At 34.8% G+C, this 18476-nt stretch carries 16 protein-coding genes; 14 read left to right on the top strand and 2 right to left on the bottom strand.

The genetic code is table 11. From position 1 onward, the window contains the following. The first annotated feature begins 27 nt into the window (after positions 1-27). A complete protein-coding gene (gene queA / locus THEXY_RS07310) occupies positions 28-1053 on the top strand; it encodes a tRNA preQ1(34) S-adenosylmethionine ribosyltransferase-isomerase QueA (protein WP_013788202.1) in 1026 nt (341 codons plus the stop codon). Positions 1054-1066: 13 nt separating this feature from the next. Further along, the gene (gene tgt, locus THEXY_RS07305) at positions 1067-2212 is read left to right on the top strand and encodes a tRNA guanosine(34) transglycosylase Tgt (RefSeq protein WP_013788201.1); all 1146 of its coding nucleotides are present in this window, start codon (positions 1067-1069) and stop codon (positions 2210-2212) included. 112 nt (positions 2213-2324) lie between these two features. On the opposite strand, the gene THEXY_RS07300 is transcribed toward tgt, so the two are convergent. Continuing rightward, on the bottom strand, positions 2325-3563 hold the full coding sequence (locus THEXY_RS07300) for an IS110 family RNA-guided transposase (protein ID WP_195890957.1): 1239 nt from the start codon (positions 3561-3563) through the stop codon (positions 2325-2327). A 690-nt stretch (positions 3564-4253) separates the two neighbouring features. After that, positions 4254-5765 carry a hypothetical protein gene (locus THEXY_RS07295; RefSeq protein WP_013788199.1) on the bottom strand — a complete coding sequence of 504 codons (1512 nt, stop codon included), beginning with the start codon at positions 5763-5765 and terminating at the stop codon, positions 4254-4256. 282 nt (positions 5766-6047) lie between these two features. Between THEXY_RS07295 and yajC the strand changes: the two genes are divergently transcribed. The 12 genes from yajC to dtd all read left to right on the top strand — a co-directional run bounded on the left by yajC (position 6048) and on the right by dtd (position 18466). Next, entirely contained in the window at positions 6048-6332 is a 285-nt protein-coding gene (yajC, locus tag THEXY_RS07290; protein WP_013788198.1) for a preprotein translocase subunit YajC, read from the top strand. Between the two features lie 97 nt (positions 6333-6429). Then, a complete protein-coding gene (locus THEXY_RS07285; protein WP_013788197.1) occupies positions 6430-6822 on the top strand; it encodes a TIGR04086 family membrane protein in 393 nt (130 codons plus the stop codon). A 53-nt stretch (positions 6823-6875) separates the two neighbouring features. Then, positions 6876-7013 carry a six-cysteine ranthipeptide SCIFF gene (gene scfA, locus THEXY_RS12380; RefSeq protein ID WP_013298036.1) on the top strand — a complete coding sequence of 46 codons (138 nt, stop codon included), beginning with the start codon at positions 6876-6878 and terminating at the stop codon, positions 7011-7013. A gap of 62 nt (positions 7014-7075) precedes the next feature. Next, entirely contained in the window at positions 7076-8455 is a 1380-nt protein-coding gene (gene scfB / locus THEXY_RS07280; RefSeq protein WP_013788196.1) for a thioether cross-link-forming SCIFF peptide maturase, read from the top strand. An 82-nt stretch (positions 8456-8537) separates the two neighbouring features. After that, positions 8538-9773, top strand: coding sequence for a protein translocase subunit SecD (gene secD / locus THEXY_RS07275; RefSeq protein WP_013788195.1), 1236 nt, complete (start codon positions 8538-8540; stop codon positions 9771-9773). 13 nt (positions 9774-9786) lie between these two features. Next, a complete protein-coding gene (gene secF / locus THEXY_RS07270; RefSeq protein ID WP_013788194.1) occupies positions 9787-10725 on the top strand; it encodes a protein translocase subunit SecF in 939 nt (312 codons plus the stop codon). A 14-nt stretch (positions 10726-10739) separates the two neighbouring features. Then, positions 10740-11051: a phasin family protein gene (locus THEXY_RS07265; RefSeq protein ID WP_013788193.1), complete on the top strand. Its 312-nt coding sequence runs from the start codon at positions 10740-10742 to the stop codon at positions 11049-11051. A gap of 65 nt (positions 11052-11116) precedes the next feature. Next, the gene (gene ubiB / locus THEXY_RS07260) at positions 11117-12787 is read left to right on the top strand and encodes a 2-polyprenylphenol 6-hydroxylase (RefSeq protein ID WP_013788192.1); all 1671 of its coding nucleotides are present in this window, start codon (positions 11117-11119) and stop codon (positions 12785-12787) included. Positions 12788-12813: 26 nt separating this feature from the next. After that, on the top strand, positions 12814-15267 hold the full coding sequence (recJ, locus tag THEXY_RS07255; protein ID WP_013788191.1) for a single-stranded-DNA-specific exonuclease RecJ: 2454 nt from the start codon (positions 12814-12816) through the stop codon (positions 15265-15267). Further along, a complete protein-coding gene (locus THEXY_RS07250) occupies positions 15264-15785 on the top strand; it encodes an adenine phosphoribosyltransferase (RefSeq protein ID WP_013788190.1) in 522 nt (173 codons plus the stop codon). The genes recJ and THEXY_RS07250 overlap by 4 nt, the downstream gene beginning before the upstream one ends. 31 nt (positions 15786-15816) lie before the next feature. Beyond that, positions 15817-17973, top strand: a complete 2157-nt coding sequence (locus THEXY_RS07245) for a RelA/SpoT family protein (protein ID WP_013788189.1) — start codon at positions 15817-15819, stop codon at positions 17971-17973. A gap of 43 nt (positions 17974-18016) precedes the next feature. Then, entirely contained in the window at positions 18017-18466 is a 450-nt protein-coding gene (dtd, locus tag THEXY_RS07240; RefSeq protein ID WP_013788188.1) for a D-aminoacyl-tRNA deacylase, read from the top strand. The last annotated feature ends 10 nt before the right edge of the window (positions 18467-18476 follow it).

Here is an 18476-nt window from a genome sequence, read left to right as displayed (position 1 = left end):
TTTACGCAGAAATTTGGAGGCATTATTATGAATTTGCACGAATTTTACTACGATTTACCTGAAGAGCTTATCGCACAAGAACCTCTTCAAAATCGCGATGAATCAAGATTGATGGTTTTAAATAAAGATACAGGTGAAATAAAGCATGATATTTTTAAAAATATATTAACCTATTTGAAACCAAATGATGTTCTTGTGCTAAATGATACAAAGGTAATACCAGCAAGATTATACGGCGTTAGAGAGGACACTGGGGGAAAAATAGAATTTGTTCTTTTAAAAAGACTTGGAATTGATGAATGGGAAATATTAGTAAAACCAGGACGAAGAGCCAAAATAGGTTCTAAGTTTATTTTTGGCAATGGAGAACTGAAAGCTTTAATATTATCAGATACAGATGCTGGCGGGAGAATTGTGAGATTTAGCTATGAAGGTGTTTTTGAGGAAGTGCTTGATAAACTGGGTGAGATGCCTATACCGCCATACATAAAGAAAAAATTGAAAGATAAAAACATGTATCAGACAGTGTACGCAAAACATGAAGGTTCTGCTGCAGCTCCTACTGCTGGACTTCACTTTACAAATGAGCTTTTAGATAAGATAAGAGAATTTGGAGTTAAGACGGTTTTTATAACGCTTCATGTAGGGCTGGGTACATTTAGACCTGTCAAAGAGGAAGTAATTGAGAACCATAAGATGCACTCTGAATTTTATATAGTGAATGAAGATGCAGCGGATGCGATTAATGCTGCCAGAAAGGCAGGTGGCAGGATAATATCAGTCGGTACTACATCTACTCGAACTTTAGAGACTGTTGCCGATGATGATGGAATTATTCACGCTGGCAGCGGGTGGACTGACATTTTTATTTATCCTGGATATAAGTATAAAGCAATAGATGGCATAATAACAAATTTTCATTTGCCTGAATCAACGCTTATCATGATGATCTCTGCATTTGCTGGAAAGGAGAATGTCATGAATGCCTACAAGACTGCCATAGAAAATAAATATAGATTTTATAGTTTTGGCGATGCTATGCTAATTATTTGATTAGGAGGAAACGATGACGGCTATAAAATACGACTTATTAAAAAGAGAAAAAAATACAAAAGCAAGACTGGGAGTACTTCACACTCCACATGGGGATATTGAGACACCGGTTTTTATGCCAGTTGGCACTCAAGCAACTGTGAAGGCCATGACTCCTGAGGAACTTAAAGAAATTGGGGCTAATATAATATTGAGCAATACATATCATTTATATTTAAGGCCGGGACATGAGCTTATAAAAAAAGCTGGCGGATTGCATAAATTTATGAATTGGGATAGAGCTATACTGACTGACAGCGGTGGATTTCAAGTGTTTAGCTTAGGACCACTTAGGAAAATCACGGAAGAAGGAGTCGAATTTCGTTCACATATAGACGGTTCAAGGCATTTTTTGACGCCAGAAAAAGTGATAGAAATAGAAAATGCATTAGGTGCAGACATTATAATGTCTTTTGACGAGTGTGCGCCATATCCCGCTGATTATGGTTATGTAAAAAATTCTATGGAATTGACATTAAGATGGGCTAAAAGAGGGAAAGAAGCACATAAAAATACGGACAAACAAGCGCTTTTTGGTATTGTGCAAGGTGGTACTTACGATGACTTGAGAAAAGAATGTGCAAATAGATTAGTTGATATGGATTTTCCGGGATATTCTATAGGTGGATTAAGCGTTGGCGAAGAAAAACAATTGATGTATCATGTGGTAGATCTAACTACAGATTATCTTCCTCAAGATAAACCTCGATATCTGATGGGTGTTGGAAGTCCAGATGATTTGATAGAAGGTGTAATAAGAGGAGTCGATATGTTTGATTGTGTTTTGCCTACACGTATAGCGAGAAATGGAACAGTTCTAACCAGCACAGGTAGGCTTATAGTAAGAGATGCTCCACATGCTGAAGAGTTTATTCCATTAGATGCCGAATGTGATTGCTATACATGTAAAAACTTTTCAAGGGCATACATAAGGCATCTTTTTAAAGCTAATGAAATTTTAGCAGCAAGGCTTGCAACAATTCACAATTTGAGGTTTTTAACGAGACTTATGGAGGACATTAGAAATGCTATAAAGCAAGACAAGCTGCTTGAATTTAAATCACAATTTTATAAAAAATACGGGTACAAGTATTTCGGTAATATGTCAAGGGGTGATTAAAAAAATCAAAAAAATTTTTTAAAAAAAATAGCTAAAAAAGAGTATAGCAAAGCTAACCATTACCAAAAACAGCAATGGAAATATATGTTAATTATGGGAATAGAATAATATGTTATTCTTTACAATCATCTCCTTTCATTGCTGGTGGTTTATAAAGTTTTTCTTCGCGCAGCAGAGCAAAGACTAACCTTACAGCTTTGCGTGCCGTTAAAACTAAAGCACGTTTGTGTTTATGAGTTTTACTTTCATTAAATTTGCGAGCATAGTATTGTGAAAACTCAGGACAATATTTCCTAAGTTGGTCGGCTGCTTGAATAAAGTAATATCTGAGATACTCATTACCAGTGCGTTTTAAATAAGTGTCCTCCGCTTTAAAATCCGCAGACTGGTATTCTGACCAATATATGCCGGAAAACTTTGCAAGAGCATTATCATTATCAAACCTTGATATTCCGCCTATCTCAGATATTAGGCCAGCTGCTATAGTTGGACCAATGCCATTTACTGAAGTAAGACAAAGAAATTGATTCTTAAATCCTTTGACTTCATTGGCAATGGTCTTTTCAGAAGCTTTCTTCTGCTTTTCAAGATACTGTATATTATCAAGACAAGACTTGATAACAAAATTCAAAGAATCATTTACATTAGCGTTAATTCTATAAGATTTGCGTACAGCCTCTTGGAGTAATTTAGCTGTAGCATTAGGGTCATTAAAGTGGTCTCTACCTTTATCAACTAAAAAGGCAACAAGATCTTCAAGCGGTCGAGCCGCAATATCATCAAGAGTTAAAAACTCATTAAATATTTCAGTAGCAGTCGTACCAAAATTATTGCTAAAAACTTTAGTTTGACATAAGCCACTAAATTTAAGAAACAGATTGCTTAGGAAATAATTTTTCTCTCTGACAATACTATCAACAATGTGAAAGCGATGGCGGGTAAGCCTTTGGAGAGCAAGGTATCTAAAATCTACAGGACAAGATTTAGGAAGCCTTCCAAACCTTAATTTTTCAGCAATGACAAAAGCATCAACCCAGTCATTCTTAGGCAAATTGCCAAGAGACTTTTTAAAAGCCTTGACAGTATTAGCATTAAAAGTAGTTACAGAAGGATTAAAAGGCTTCAAAGAAGCATGGTCAGCTAAATAATACTGAATATGCCAACCATAGACTGAAGTAGATTCTAGGCCAATAAAAACCTTCTGAATGTTGTATTTATTACAACAATCCAATATATGAGACACTAAAATATTGCAACCAGAAGGATTATTATCTATAGAAAAACGAGAGCAAGCATCAATGCCGTCTTGGTCGAGAATATGAACCTTGACATCATCCAAGCTTATATCCATGCCTACAAAAAGTTTATTCAAAGTTATAGCACCTCCTTTCAAAGGGTAATGGTGTAGATAAAAGTTAATTTGAGATAACCTAGCGACCAGATTATGTAGCAACCTCGCAATTAGCTATTAATATATAAACCTTAATCCTCTGCTGCCAGGGGTTTATATACGACAAAGCAGATTTCGCGTTAGAAAAGGCAAATCTGGTGTAGGGACCATACTTAAAAGAGCGGAAAAACCGCAAGGAGGACAAAAGCCTGTCCCATATTAACTTTACAGTATAATAATGCTACAAGTTATCTCAAAAGTAAACATAAAGGCCGTAAAATAAAAGATGTGACGGCCTGTGCCATGTACTTAATCATTTGATATTTTAGATACATGGCAATAGATGTAATTTCTAAATAAGGTTTTAAAGAAGAGGTAATTTCCAATTATCAATGTGTTTTATTAAGTTTTAAGATGTGAGACAAATTTATTGTCTTTAATAATAATTGAGTGATTTCGGAAACTAATTTCCAACGTCATACTATGGCATAAATTAGAAATTAGATACAGAAAATAACAAAGCCTTTGCGATAAAATACTGAAAAGAGGAAAGAAAATGTAAAATAATGAAAATCAATTTAAAAAAAGAGTATAAGAAATAAAGCCTAATAAAATAGGTTTAAAAATTAACAGTATATGGAATCTCAATATTTATGCTGCTCTACCTAATAATCCATCAAGCATAGAAATAAAATCAAACTTAGATTTTTTCAATCTAGCATCAAGATGGATATTAATAGAGTGTATCATAATCCAGAAAGACCAACGCTTTTTGCCTCTGGTTTTAGATAGCTCCAACTCATAGTCATTAAGAAGCCTTTTGTTAACACGCTCAGAAGAAGTTCGCTTTTTCATCTCGCCTTTCCATTCATCAGAACCACGTGGAATGACGGTAAACAAGCGAGGATCAGATGAAGGCTTCGTATAAACGGTTCTACCATAATCAGAAGAGGAGCACTTATCTTTACAATTACATGAATCAACTTTACCAGTCGCAAAAGGACAGCGCCATTTAATTCTGTTACGGTCTTTCATAAAACCATTGTAAACCATAGATAATCCTGCCATACAGACAGGAATACCATTTTCATTGATTTTAATAGTACCTTGGTACTTGCTGTTGTTTTTATTCTTCTTATTAAGCGGAATTACAGGTTTAATATTCCACTTATTAAGAAGATGATAAGTAGGGTAATTATCATGAGCACAATCACCAATAAATTTATCAAAAACGAAATCAGGATACAAAGCCCTTGCTTCAGACAAAGCAATAATAGCAGTAACACCATCATAACGAGGAGCCTCAACCAAGCGAAGATAAATCGGAATATCAGATTTAAGCTCTTCGTTGTATGTCACTAAAAAATAACCAGAATAACCATAAAACCATGTCTCATGATAACTATCCCAACCATAGCGAGCATCGGGGTCAGAGAACTTGCGATGGCAGTCACAATTAAATATACCCTTATTAGCACAATCACAAGTTCTAATACCGAAAGGACTTCCGCCGGTTTTAATACAAGTACCGTCACCGGAAATAGTAAGTTTTTCAATATCACCGAGGATGCCATCATTGGCGGAAGGCCTAACAGCAACATCGGCAAAAATTTGTTGAAGAAGCTTCTCAGGTCTTGACTCAAAAATTTTACCCTGTAAAGCCAAATCAACAAATTTCTGTATAATACCAGGGTGGCGTGGTGGAAGCTTCTGATTTTTAGCAAGTTTTTTACGTGGTTTGCGTTTAAAAGGATGGAGAGAATCCTGTCGGTCTTTTTCAATATCAGGATCCTCAAGCCATAACCTGTTAATCAAGTCATAATGAGTACCAACACCAGGAATATTATCAGGAGACACGCCAATCATGTAACACAAAAGGTCATCATGATGAAGCGTGTAAACCCATTTAGTAATACTGTGACATTTAAGAAGAGACATAAGTACAAAAGACCGAAAAACTTCAGGCTGGTTTTTGGCTGGAGAACCAGTATTAGAATAATAAGGTTCCAGTACAAGTTTAAGAACATCAAGATCTAAATTATAGAGTTTAGATAAAGCTTCAGAAAATTGAATGACACGATTTTTATCTGAAGCATAAATGGGTTGAATATTTTCGACAAGGAAATACTGATAATCAGAATGCGAACGCCATGCGCCCAACATAAAATCACCTCAATAACAAGTAGTATGGTAAAAACACCATCCATTTCGATTATTGGGGCGATTTAAAAAAGTCAAGATAGAATGTAACCATATATGTTAAATAAAGGGAAATATAAAGAAAAAATCTTACAATGTAAATAAAGATGTAAATGAATTGGAAATCGAAAAAGGATTTCAGAATGAAATTTTGGGGGATAAATTTAAAAGATGTCTCCTGAAATTCAGATATATCAGGCAACAGAAGTTGCCGAGAATATTCATAATTATACGAGGAGGAATAAAATGAACGCTCAAACGATTTATTTAATTGGCGAAATTGTAATTTTTATGGCAATTTTTTACTTTCTATTGATATTGCCACAGCAGAGAAGGGAAAAGAAAGAGAAAGCTATGATTGATGCATTAAAACCTGGTGACGAGATTCTTACAAAAAGCGGTATCTACGGCAAGATATTAAACATAAAAGACGATGCGATTACGATTGAAGTAGGCGCCGATAAAGTCAAATTAAAGATAGCCAAATGGTCTGTAGGAAAAGTATTAAGTTCACAAAGCGAAAACAAATAAAAAGATGCGGGAAACCGCATTTTTTTGCTTTAATAAGATGTAATATTGTCTTTTTTACAAGCATAAAATTTACTGATGAAAAAAGGGAGGTGCTTTAATGAAAAGCAAAACTCAAAATTACAACGACAGAATATTAAACATACCTGGTATAATAGTTGGATTGCTAATAAGCTATATAATTACGCTTCTATTTTTTATAATTTATGCGTTGGTATTGACATATACACCACTTTCAGAATTAACGCTTCCCACGCTTACAATGCTTATAACGATAATTGGCATAGTTTTATCTGGTGCTATAGCTGCCCGCAATACAAAAAGCAAAGGTTGGTTAAATGGTGGCTTAGCAGGTCTTCTCTATGTTCTCCTTATGCTGTTTTTAGGAGTTTATTTTGTAAAAGAAGCTGGAATAAATGCTGGAATAGCTTTAAAGCTTATTTGGGGAGTTATTTTGGGTGCTATAGGTGGCATGATAGGGATAAATCTATAGCTTTTATTGTCGTGAATTATATGTTATAATCAAAAGGAAGAGGAGGTATGAAAATGAGACATATTGTAACAATCAACAGAACATCATTGAAAGATAGCCTGAAAAAACCTGGCTGTGGAGAATGTCAGGCATCATGCCAATCTGCTTGCAAGACTTCGTGCACTGTTGCAAATCAGGAGTGCCAAAATTAATTTACATAGGCAAGTGGCAGTAATGATATGTTACTGCCACTTAAAATGTATAGGAGGTTAAGATGCATAGCATAATACATAAATTTAGACAATTAGGAATGAATATCGTATTAGATCCTGTTAGTGGAGCAATACATGTTGTGGATGATTTAACTTATGAATTGTTGGATTTATATTTAGATAATGACTTTGATATGATATGTGATTTATTAAAAGATAAATACGCTGAATCGGATATTAAAGAAGCGTACGATGAAATAGAGTCTCTCCGTCAAAAAGGTCTTCTTTATTCTGAAGATGTGTACAAGGATATAGAAGTAAGCAGAAAAGATTCTGTGATAAAAGCTATTTGCCTTAATGTGGCACATGATTGCAATTTAAGATGTAGTTACTGTTTTGCGTCAACTGGCGATTTTAAAGGTGGCAGGAAGTTGATGCCGTATGAAGTAGGCAAAAAAGCTATAGATTTTTTAATCAAAAATTCAGGAAACAGGAAGATCGTAGAAGTGGATTTTTTTGGAGGAGAACCGCTTTTAAACTTTGATGTTGTAAAAAAATTGGTTGATTATGGAAGAGAAGAAGCAAAAAAATATGGAAAGACTATTAAATACACTATAACTACGAATGGTGTATTACTAGATGAAGAGAAAGCCACATACATAAATGAGAATTTTTCTAATGTAGTGTTGAGTCTTGATGGCAGAAAAGAGATAAATGATGCTATGAGAAAAAGGATTGATGGCAGTGGTTCTTACGATGTGATTTTCCCCAAAATTAAAAACTTTGTTTTAAAAAGAGGCAATAAGGAACATTACGTTAGAGGAACCTTTACAGCTAAAAATCTTGATTTTTCCGAAGATGTACTGCATTTGGCCGATATGGGAATAAGGGAAATCTCAGTAGAACCTGTAGTGGAAAAAGAAGATACAGATTACACATTAAAGCAAGAACATTTAGAAAAGATTTTAAAAGAATATGACAAGCTTGCCGAAAAGTATGTAGAGAGAATGGAGGATGACAGACCTTTTTCATTCTATCATTTTAAAATAAGTTTGGATAACGGCCCTTGCATCAAAAAAAGGCTTCAGGGTTGTGGTGCCGGGTTTGAATATGCGGCTGTAACTCCTGATGGTGAAATATACCCATGTCATCAATTTGTAGGAAATGATTCTTTCAAATTAGGTAGTGTTTACACAGGAATTGAAAATAAAGAGCTACAAGAGGAATTCATGGAAAGCGATATATATAAGAGAGAAGAGTGTAGCAAATGTTGGGCGAGATTTTACTGCAGCGGTGGATGCTTTGCCAACAATTATAATATTAACGAGGACATAAATAAACCATATGAACTGTCTTGTGAGATGCAGAAAAAGAGATTTGAGTGTGCTATAGCAATTAAAGCTTATGAAATGTTAAAAGAAAATAATATTTATGAAAAATAGTAAGCTATGGCAATTTGATAATTGACCGTTTACAATAAAAGTAATATAATAAAACGTAGCGAACAAAAGAAAGGGGATAATGATGAAATCGAGAGGATTGGCAAAATTTTTATCAGTAATCGTGCTTGCCATAATAGTAGCGTATGTTGCTTTTTATGGTGTAAATGCCGGAAATTATTCGATTAAGCCAGTTCAAGACAGTATAAGGCTGGGACTTGACTTAAGAGGTGGTGTCTACGTCTTGGAACAGGCACAAGGGAATGTTTCTCAAGATGCTATGACAAGGGCGATTTCAATAATAAGAAACAGAGTAGATGCTTTAGGCGTATCACAACCGCTTATAGTTCAACAAGGATCCAATAGGATAAGAATAGAGATTCCAGGTGTTAACGATCCTGATCAAGTTATTTCTTACTTAGGACAGACAGCACAGCTTAAATTTGTAGGGCCTGATGGCAAAGTTATATTGACAGGTGCGGATGTTAAAGACTCAAAAGCAGTTTATCAAACGACTCAGACCGGTGTACAGGAGCCAGTTGTTACACTTGATTTAAACAGCAAAGGTGCGAAAGCTTTTGCAGATGCGACAGCAAAGTTTGTAGGCAAGCAAATAGCAATAGTCCTTGACGATAAGACCATATCTGCGCCAGTAGTACAAGAGCAGATTCCTGATGGCAAAGCGGTTATAAATGGGATGAAGGACTTTGATGAAGCAAAAAATCTGGCCAACCTTATAAGAGGTGGGGCACTTCCAGTGACGCTGAAACAGGTTGAATACAGCTCTGTTGGTGCTACATTAGGACCAAGTGCATTAAAAGCAAGTGAAGAAGCAGGTATGTATGGACTCTTAATAGTTTTGTTGTTTATGATAGCTTTCTATAGACTGCCTGGATTGATAGCAGATATAGCTCTTGGAATATACATTGTAATAAACTTTATAGTATACGCATTGTTGCACGTCACATTGGATTTGCCTGGTATTGCTGGTATGCTTTTGTCAATAGGTATGGCAGTTGATGCCAATATAATCATTTTTGAGAGAATGAAAGAAGAGATGAGAGCAGGAAAATCCATAAGAGCTTCCTTAGACGCCGGATTCAGAAAAGCATTTGTGGCTGTATTTGATTCAAACATCACAACCCTTATTGCTGCATTTGTCTTGTTCTTCATGGGAGCAGGAACGGTAAAAGGATTTGCATTGACGCTTATAATCGGTGTTATCTCAAGTATGTTTACTGCAATAACTGTTTCAAGGTTCTTACTTAAGTCGATTGTTGAAACAGAATTCACTAAGAATATCAGAGTATACGGTGCATAAGGAGGCGAATATAATGAGATGGAATAATATAAAGTGGAACATAGATGTAATTGGAAAGACGAAAGTGTGGTTTACAATATCAGGCATAATAATACTTGCAGGACTTATTGCTTTATTTACAATGGGCTTAAATTGGGGACTAGACTTTACAGGTGGTACTGTAGTTGAATTTAATATGCATAAGCCTGTGACGATTGCCATGAATAATGAAATTACAAACATTTTAAAAAGCAATGGTGTTAAAGATTCGCAGGTAAAGGCTATTGGTCCTAATAACACACATGTTTCAATAACGACTCCAAGCCTTGACGATAAGACGAGGACTGCCGTTATAAATGCTATAGAATCTAAGTATAAACTTACTGTTAAAGACCTTGTATCGTCACAGAATGTCAGTGCATCCATAGGTAAAGAGATGCAGTTTGGAACGATTTTAGCATCTGCCGTAGCTGCACTTCTTATACTTATTTACATTGGCTTCAGGTTTAATTTCGAGATGGGTGCTGCGGCTGTCTTAGCTTTGATACACGATATTTTAATAATGATTTCTGCTTATGCACTGCTTAGAATTGTTGTAGATACTCCATTCGTTGCTGCTATACTTACGGTTTTTGGTTATTCTATCAATGATACGATTGTTATTTTTGACAGAATTAGGGACAATATAAAATTGATGAGAAAGGCAAGCTATAAAGAGATAGCAAATGTCAGCGTAAATGAGACGATGACCCGGTCGATAAATACTGTCATGACAGTTTTGCTGATGCTTATACTTATGTACTTCTTTGGACCTGCATCTATAAAGAGTTTTGCTTTGCCTCTTTTAGTTGGTATTACTAGCGGTGCATATTCATCAATATTTATTGCTAGTCCGCTTTGGGTTATATTTAAGGATAAAGAAGGAAAAAATAGAGTAGGAAACAAGGTAGGAAATAAACCTCAAAAAGCATGATAGGAGGTGATAGCATGCTTAAAGAGATGTTTCTTGCAGGGCTTGGTGCTGTTTCTTTGACAAAAGATAAGATAGAGGAGATCGCTCAAGAGCTTGTAAAGCGTGGCGAACTTACTGCAGAAGACAAAAACAATTTCATAAATAGTGCATTGAATTCTGTAAATAAACAGAAGCAAGTCATTAAAGAAAAGGCTTATGAGAATATTCAGCAAATGGCTAAGGAAGCAAATTTAGTGACGAGAGAAGAATACGATCTTTTGTTGGCGCGGATAGCTGAACTGGAAAGCAAATTAGATCAGCTTATTCAGAACAATCAGAATATGTAAATTTCTTAATTAGTGGCATAATACTTTTAAGTATGTTGCCGCTATATTTTTATTGAGGTGTGGAAATGAATCTGTTCAGTATTTTTTCAACGAGAAGGTATATAAAAAGGTATAGGGAAATACTAAAAATACTCACAAAAAATGGATTTGGTTTTATAAGCGAAGTATTGTCAAAGAAAAAGAGCATACCGTTTGTTTATATACGGAAGAATGATTTACCGATTGCTTTATCTGAAAGGATTCGAATTACTTTAGAGGAGTTAGGGCCTACATTTGTGAAGATGGGGCAGTTATTAAGCACAAGACCTGATTTGCTTCCACATGATGTGATTAATGAGTTATCAAAGCTTCAAGATGATGTTCCGCCTGTAGAGTTTGATACAATGCGCCAAATCGTTGAAGATGAATTGGGAGATAAAATTTCTAATTTATTCTTGACTTTTGATAAAGAGCCAATAGCGTCTGCATCCATTGGGCAAGTGTACAGAGCAATAACGAGGGAAGGAAATGACGTCGTAGTTAAAGTCCAAAGGCCAGGCGTATATGAGAAAATAACAGCGGATATTATCATCTTAAAGACAATTGCAAAGATATTGAATGAACGACTCACTGATTCACCCGTTGATTTTTTGGATGTGGTAAACGAGTTGTCAGAGTCACTTCTAAATGAATTAGACTATACTTTGGAAGGCAATAACGCAGACAAGTTTAGAGAAAACTTTATTAATGAGCCGTATGTCTACATACCAAAAATATATTGGGAATACACGACAAAAAAAGTTTTAACAATGGAGTACATTGACGGAATCAGCGTTAAAAACAAGGAAAAATTGCGTGATAGTGGATTTGATTTAAAGAGGATAGCATACAACGGTGCTATGTCTATATTCATGCAGATATTCGTCTATGGATTTTTTCATGGCGATCCCCATCCAGGCAATATCCTCATAAGAAGAGATGGAAAGCTGTCATACATAGATTTTGGCATTGTAGGATATATAGACAGGTCTAACCGGGAAATGATAGTAGAACTTTTTAAGGCTTTTGTCGACAATGATACAGATGAAGTTGTTTCGATTTTAACAGATATGGATGCCATAAGAGATGGCGTAAATATAAGGCATTTGAAGTACGATCTTAGCGGGATCATCAGCTATTTTTACAATACTCCTCTTAAAAATATAAATATCAATGATTCTGCTAAAAAGATAACTTCAATCATCTACAAGTACAAATTGATCATGCCTGCAGAGTTTACGCTGTTACTAAAATCATTGGCGACCATTGAAGGAGTTGGAAAAGAATTAGACCCTGACTTCAGCATATCTGATATTGCTAAAGATTTTGTAAAAAAGATATACATAAACAATTTCAATTTTGCCAAAACGCTGAGTGAAAATGCAAAAGACCTCCATAAGATATACGTTCATTTAAAGAAGTTTCCATCAAAGCTTCAGGGGATAATTTCAAAGATATTAAAAGACAATGTAAGAGTAAAATTGGACATTGAAGAGACTGAAAAGATGAAGTACGACCTTAATTCAATGATAAATAAAATGATCATAAGCATTATAGCTGCGTCGCTTATAATAGGTTCATCACTTATAATGTCTCTAAATGGTGGGTACAAAGTATATGGTTACAATGCAGTGGGCTTAGTTGGCTACTTAATATCGTTTATATTATGTATGGCGATTGTCTATTACATACTTTTTATAGAAAAAAAGCGAAAATAATGTGTTTTGTGAGGTGACGGAATGAGATGGTCTACAACTGGGTATCAAAAAAGGCTAAAAATGATAAACTTGTTGATGAAATTGCAAATAAGTTTAATTTAAAAACTTATGTCGCACAGACAATTGTCAATAGAGGATATGATGATTTGAAAAAAGTTTATGAATATTTAAACCCAACATTAAACGCGCTTAATAATCCTTATTTATTGGAAGGAATAGAAAAAGCGGTTTCAATCATAAAATATCATATCGGATTAAATGACAAAATAGCGATATATGGTGATTACGATGTGGATGGTATAACCAGCACTTCAATTTTATATATTGCATTAAAAAGGCTTGGTGCAAATGTAGATTTTTACATACCAGATCGCCTCTTGGAAGGTTATGGAATAAACATGGATGCTGTTAAAATATTGTGCGATTCCGGAACAAAGCTTATTATAACTGTTGATTGCGGGATAGCGTCATTAAAGGAAGTACAGTATGCACGAAAACTGGGCCTTGATGTTATTATTACAGACCATCATCAAGTTCCGGATATACTGCCAGAAGCTAATTGTATCGTAAATCCACATATTAAAGATTGTGCATATCCATATAGAGAATTAGCAGGTGTTGGAGTTGCTTTTAAGCTTTGTTTGGCACTATTAGGGGATGAAGCATTGGAATTTCTTGATGTAGTAGCTTTAGGAACGGTAGCAGATATAGTACCGCTTACTGGAGAGAATCGTGTGATAGTAAAAGAAGGATTAAAGATGATGAGAAATACAAAAAACAAAGGATTAAGGGCTTTGATAAATTCTGCCGGCCTTAATAAAAGAGATATAGATACGTACCATGTTGGATTCATATTGGCTCCCAGGTTAAATGCTGCAGGAAGATTAGAAAGTGCCGTATTGTGTGTGAATTTGTTAGTAACAGATGATCCTATAGAAGCTGACAGAATAGCGGCTTATTTAAATAGCGAGAATGCGAAAAGACAAGAAATAGAGAAAAAGATATTAGAGGAAGCTATTATGCAAGTTGAAAATAATGTGGACTTAGAAAAAGAAAAGTTTATTGTTCTTTATAGCGAAAATTGGCATCCGGGTGTAATTGGGATAGTTTCTTCAAGGATAACAGAAAGATATCATAGACCGTCCATTTTAATAAGTGTCAGTGGTGGTTTTGGCAAGGGTTCAGGAAGAAGTATAAAAGGATTTAATATATACGAGGCAATAAAATATGCTGGTGACTGTTTGATTAACTTTGGAGGGCATGAAATGGCTGCAGGCTTGACTATAGATAGCAGTCAAATAGATGATTTTAGATTTAAACTCAATGAATATGCTAAGACGAAATTAACTGCTTTTGATATGATGCCGATAATCGAGATAGAAACTTCTATTGATGATGTATTGGATTGTGATGGAGCAAATCAAGTAAGTTTGTTAGAGCCTTTTGGCAGTGGAAATCCTGTGCCAATGTATGCGATTAAAAATTTGGTTGTAAAACAAATTTCTCTCTTTGGAGATAACAAACACATTCGAATAATGGTTGAGAAAAATGATGTTATGTACAATGTCGTTTTATTCAATAGAGCTTGCGAATTTGACAAGATTAGCACAGGAGCAGTTTTAGATATTGCAGGTTTTGTCAAAGTAAACGAGTGGAATGGAGAGAAAAAGCTTGAGATAATAGCAAAAGATATTTTAGTGAAAGAGAAAAATGTATTATTTTTCAGAAATTTATACAATACTTTAATGAGCTTTAACGATGATTTTCAAGGATTAGAAAGCTATAATTTTATTGATATGCGAAATATCGATGATAAAAGATCTTATGTTTTAAAATTGTTTAAAAGTGATGATAGTACAGCAGTCATAATAAACACTCGATATCATATAAAAGAGCTTATTAATTATCTTAATGCTTGCAACTATTGTAATTTTAAGTTAAGCAATAAAATTGTCGATGCAAAGAATGCAGTTTTGTGGTGCATTAATGCTGATGAAATTATGCATTTGCCTTCTAAGTTTAAAAATATAGTTTTTTACGATATACCATTCGATTCAAAAATGTTTTATAATATATTAGCAAACAGCGGAGAAAGTATTGTACACCTTTTGTTTGGAAAGGAAGACTTAAAAAGCAGTTTAAATGATATCTACAATATTGTACCCAGAAGGAGTGATTTTGCTAAAATATTTGTAAGCATGAAAGAAAATTCAGATACGTTGATATTAAAAGATCAAATTTACGATTATTTTAATTTGAATTCCATAAAGTCAATGATATGTTTAAAAATTCTTAAAGACAATGGATTGATTAATATAGAAGAAAGTGATAATATTTTTGTGTTAAGGAGAAATTGTGTCGATTCAAAAGTGAATATTAAAGATCACCAGCTATTACAAAAACTGTATATGGCGGAAAAAAGTTTTATAAAATTTGCTTTTCAAATATTGAAAAAGAATGTTAAGGAGGAAACAGCATGACGTTAGAAGATGTTAAATCACTTATAAGGGAGATACCGGATTTTCCGAAAGAAGGAATTGGTTTTAAAGACATAACACCTGTTTTAAAGGATAAAGATGCGTTTGTGTTTTCAATAGACATGTTAGCTGATGCCGTAAAAGATAGAAATGCTGATTTGATTGCAGGTCCAGAGGCCAGAGGCTTTTTGTTTGGAGCACCATTGGCATATAAAATGGGATTGGGATTTGTGCCTGTTAGGAAACCTGGGAAGTTACCTGCTGAAACAGTCAATTATCAATACGAGCTTGAGTACGGTGTGGATTCATTGGAGATACACAAAGACGCTATTAGCAAAGGGCAGAGAGTTATTATTGTCGATGATTTATTGGCAACTGGCGGTACAATATATGCTGCAGCGAAGTTAATTGAAGAATTGGGCGGTATTGTCGATTGTATATTGTTCTTGACAGAATTGACTTTTTTAAATGGACGTAAAAAGTTAGAAGGTTATGATGTCATTTCATTGATAAAGTTTTAAAATGTCGGTTTTAAAAAGGTGATCATTAATAATGATTGAAAAAATTATTGAGAGAGTAAAAAAATACGATCAATCTGAAGATGATATTAATTTAATATTAAAAGCTTATGATTATGCGTTAAAAGCTCATGAAGGACAATACAGAAATTCAGGAGAACCGTATATTGTCCACCCTGTAGAAGTTGCAATGATTCTTGCTGATCTGGAACTTGATGTATCTACTATTGCCAGTGGACTTCTTCATGATGTAATAGAAGATACATCTATTTCTTATGAAGATATAAAAAATGAATTTGGGCAGGAAATTGCTGATTTAGTAGACGGCGTGACAAAGCTTGGCATGATAGAGTACAAATCGAAAGTAGAGCAGCAGGCTGAAAATATGCGAAAAATGCTCATTGCAATGGCTAAAGATATACGAGTTATAATGATAAAGCTCGCTGATCGCCTTCACAATATGCGTACTCTTAAATTTTTGAGCGAAGAGAAGCAAAAGGAGAAAGCACAAGAAACATTGGAAATATACGCTCCTATTGCCCATAGATTAGGTATGTCAATGATAAAGTGGGAGCTGGAGGATTTATCATTGAGATACCTTCATCCTGATGAATATTATAGTCTCGTTGAAAAGGTTGCAAAGAAGCGGAAAGAGAGAGAAGAATCCATAAAAGAACTCATTGAAAAGTTAAAAGAAAAATTGAATGAAATCGGAATAAAAGCTGATGTTGATGGAAGACCTAAACATTTTTACAGTATTTATAAAAAAATGAAGCAGCAAAACAAGACTTTTGAGCAGATTTATGATTTAATGGCTGTCAGAGTAATTGTCAATACTGTAAAAGATTGTTATGGGACATTAGGCGTTGTTCATACACTGTGGAAGCCTATGCCTGGCAGATTTAAAGATTATATCGCTATGCCAAAGCCAAATATGTACCAGTCTCTTCACACTACTGTAATTGGGCCGAAAGGTGAACCATTTGAAATACAAATTCGAACTTGGGACATGCACAGGACAGCAGAATACGGAATTGCAGCTCACTGGAAGTATAAAGAGGGCAAATCTTACGAAGATGAGTTTGACGCTAAGCTTTCCTGGCTGCGGCAGCTTTTGGAGTGGCAAAGAGAGTTAAAAGATGCTAAGGAATTCATGGAGACCTTAAAAATAGATCTGTTTACAGATGAGGTTTACGTTTTTACTCCTAAAGGTGATGTCATAAGTCTACCGGCTGGATCTACGCCTATTGACTTTGCATATAGCATTCATACCGAAATAGGTCACAGATTAAATGGCGCTAAAGTAAATGGAAAGATTGTTCCAATAGATTATGAGCTTAAAAATGGTGATATAGTTGAGATTCTTACGACAACCAATGCTGACAGAGGTCCCAGCAGAGACTGGCTTCAGATTGTAAAAAGTTCACAAGCTAAAAATAAAATACGGCAGTGGTTCAAAAAGGAAAAGAGAGAAGAAAATATTGAGCGGGGACAAGAAATATTTTACAGAGAGTTAAAAAGACAAGGGATACAACAATCCCAATTAAAAAGCGATATAATGGAATCTGTGCTAAAAAAGTTAAACATGCATTCTGAAGAAGATCTATATGCGACAATTGGATTTGGTGGGCTTGCATTAAATCAGATAATACCGCGCATAAAAGAAGAGTTAAAGCAAGTAGAAAGTGAGTCCAAAAGGCATATTCCTACCGTATCAGAAACAAAGAAAAAGCAAAAGATTGGTGGAATGGGTGTCATTGTAAAAGGCGAAGACAATGTCATGGTTAGATTTTCGAAATGCTGTTCTCCTGTCCCGGGTGATGAAATAGTAGGCTATGTTACCAAAGGCCGTGGAGTTTCAATACACAGAAAGGATTGTCCGAATATAAAAGATTATGTTTACGATAAAAATAGAATTATAGAAGTTGAATGGGATCAGGGCAAAAACATTGCGTATCAAGCAGATATTCAAATTATGGCTATTGATAGGTATGGATTACTGACGGATGTTACCAGTATATTAGCTGACATAAAAATCTCTGTAAGAGCCGTAAATGCACGGACAACAAGGGACAATATTGCGATAATTAATTTGACGTTAGAGATTACATCGAAAGAGCAGCTTGAAAAAATTATGAATAAATTAAAAGCTCTTGATGGTGTGACTGATGTATACAGAATAAGTGCATGAAATTTAGTCAGGACAAAAAATGCAGCATTGGAGGTATTAAAACATGAGGGCTGTTGTTCAAAGAGTTTTGCAAGGAAATGTCACAGTTGAAGACAATATAGTAGGAGAAATTAACAAAGGACTTGTAGTCTTGGTGGGTGTTTCAAATGATGATGGCTTGGAGGACGTAGAATATATATCCGATAAAATCGCCAATTTGAGGATTTTTGATGACGAAGAAGGTAGGATGAACCTTTCTATCGTTGATGTTAACGGCGAAATCTTATTAGTGTCACAGTTTACGCTTCTTGGAGATGCAAGAAAAGGTAGAAGACCTAATTATATGAATGCTGCCAAATCAGAAAAAGCACTGTACCTTTTTGATACATTGTGTAATAAATTGAAGGAAAAAGGACTTCCTGTTAAAACAGGAAAATTTGGTGCTATGATGCGGGTTTCTTTGATAAATGATGGACCAGTAACGATACTTTTAGATTCAAAAAGGATTTTTTAAGGTGAGTGCG

This window comes from Thermoanaerobacterium xylanolyticum LX-11, assembly GCF_000189775.2.
Lineage (GTDB): Bacteria > Bacillota > Thermoanaerobacteria > Thermoanaerobacterales > Thermoanaerobacteraceae > Thermoanaerobacterium > Thermoanaerobacterium thermosulfurigenes.
Note: the sequence above shows the minus strand (reverse complement) of the source record. Positions and strands in the feature narration are given on the sequence as shown.

Bases quoted from the DNA above. Each gene is read 5' to 3' on its own strand.
- queA (WP_013788202.1), top strand. From the start codon at position 28: ATGAATTTGCACGAATTTTACTACGATTTACCTGAAGAGCTTATCGCA.
- tgt (WP_013788201.1), top strand. From the start codon at position 1,067: ATGACGGCTATAAAATACGACTTATTAAAAAGAGAAAAAAATACAAAA.
- THEXY_RS07300 (WP_195890957.1), bottom strand. From the start codon at position 3,563: ATGGATATAAGCTTGGATGATGTCAAGGTTCATATTCTCGACCAAGAC.
- THEXY_RS07295 (WP_013788199.1), bottom strand. From the start codon at position 5,765: ATGTTGGGCGCATGGCGTTCGCATTCTGATTATCAGTATTTCCTTGTC.
- yajC (WP_013788198.1), top strand. From the start codon at position 6,048: ATGAACGCTCAAACGATTTATTTAATTGGCGAAATTGTAATTTTTATG.
- THEXY_RS07285 (WP_013788197.1), top strand. From the start codon at position 6,430: ATGAAAAGCAAAACTCAAAATTACAACGACAGAATATTAAACATACCT.
- scfA (WP_013298036.1), top strand. From the start codon at position 6,876: ATGAGACATATTGTAACAATCAACAGAACATCATTGAAAGATAGCCTG.
- scfB (WP_013788196.1), top strand. From the start codon at position 7,076: ATGCATAGCATAATACATAAATTTAGACAATTAGGAATGAATATCGTA.
- secD (WP_013788195.1), top strand. From the start codon at position 8,538: ATGAAATCGAGAGGATTGGCAAAATTTTTATCAGTAATCGTGCTTGCC.
- secF (WP_013788194.1), top strand. From the start codon at position 9,787: ATGAGATGGAATAATATAAAGTGGAACATAGATGTAATTGGAAAGACG.
- THEXY_RS07265 (WP_013788193.1), top strand. From the start codon at position 10,740: ATGCTTAAAGAGATGTTTCTTGCAGGGCTTGGTGCTGTTTCTTTGACA.
- ubiB (WP_013788192.1), top strand. From the start codon at position 11,117: ATGAATCTGTTCAGTATTTTTTCAACGAGAAGGTATATAAAAAGGTAT.
- recJ (WP_013788191.1), top strand. From the start codon at position 12,814: ATGGTCTACAACTGGGTATCAAAAAAGGCTAAAAATGATAAACTTGTT.
- THEXY_RS07250 (WP_013788190.1), top strand. From the start codon at position 15,264: ATGACGTTAGAAGATGTTAAATCACTTATAAGGGAGATACCGGATTTT.
- THEXY_RS07245 (WP_013788189.1), top strand. From the start codon at position 15,817: ATGATTGAAAAAATTATTGAGAGAGTAAAAAAATACGATCAATCTGAA.
- dtd (WP_013788188.1), top strand. From the start codon at position 18,017: ATGAGGGCTGTTGTTCAAAGAGTTTTGCAAGGAAATGTCACAGTTGAA.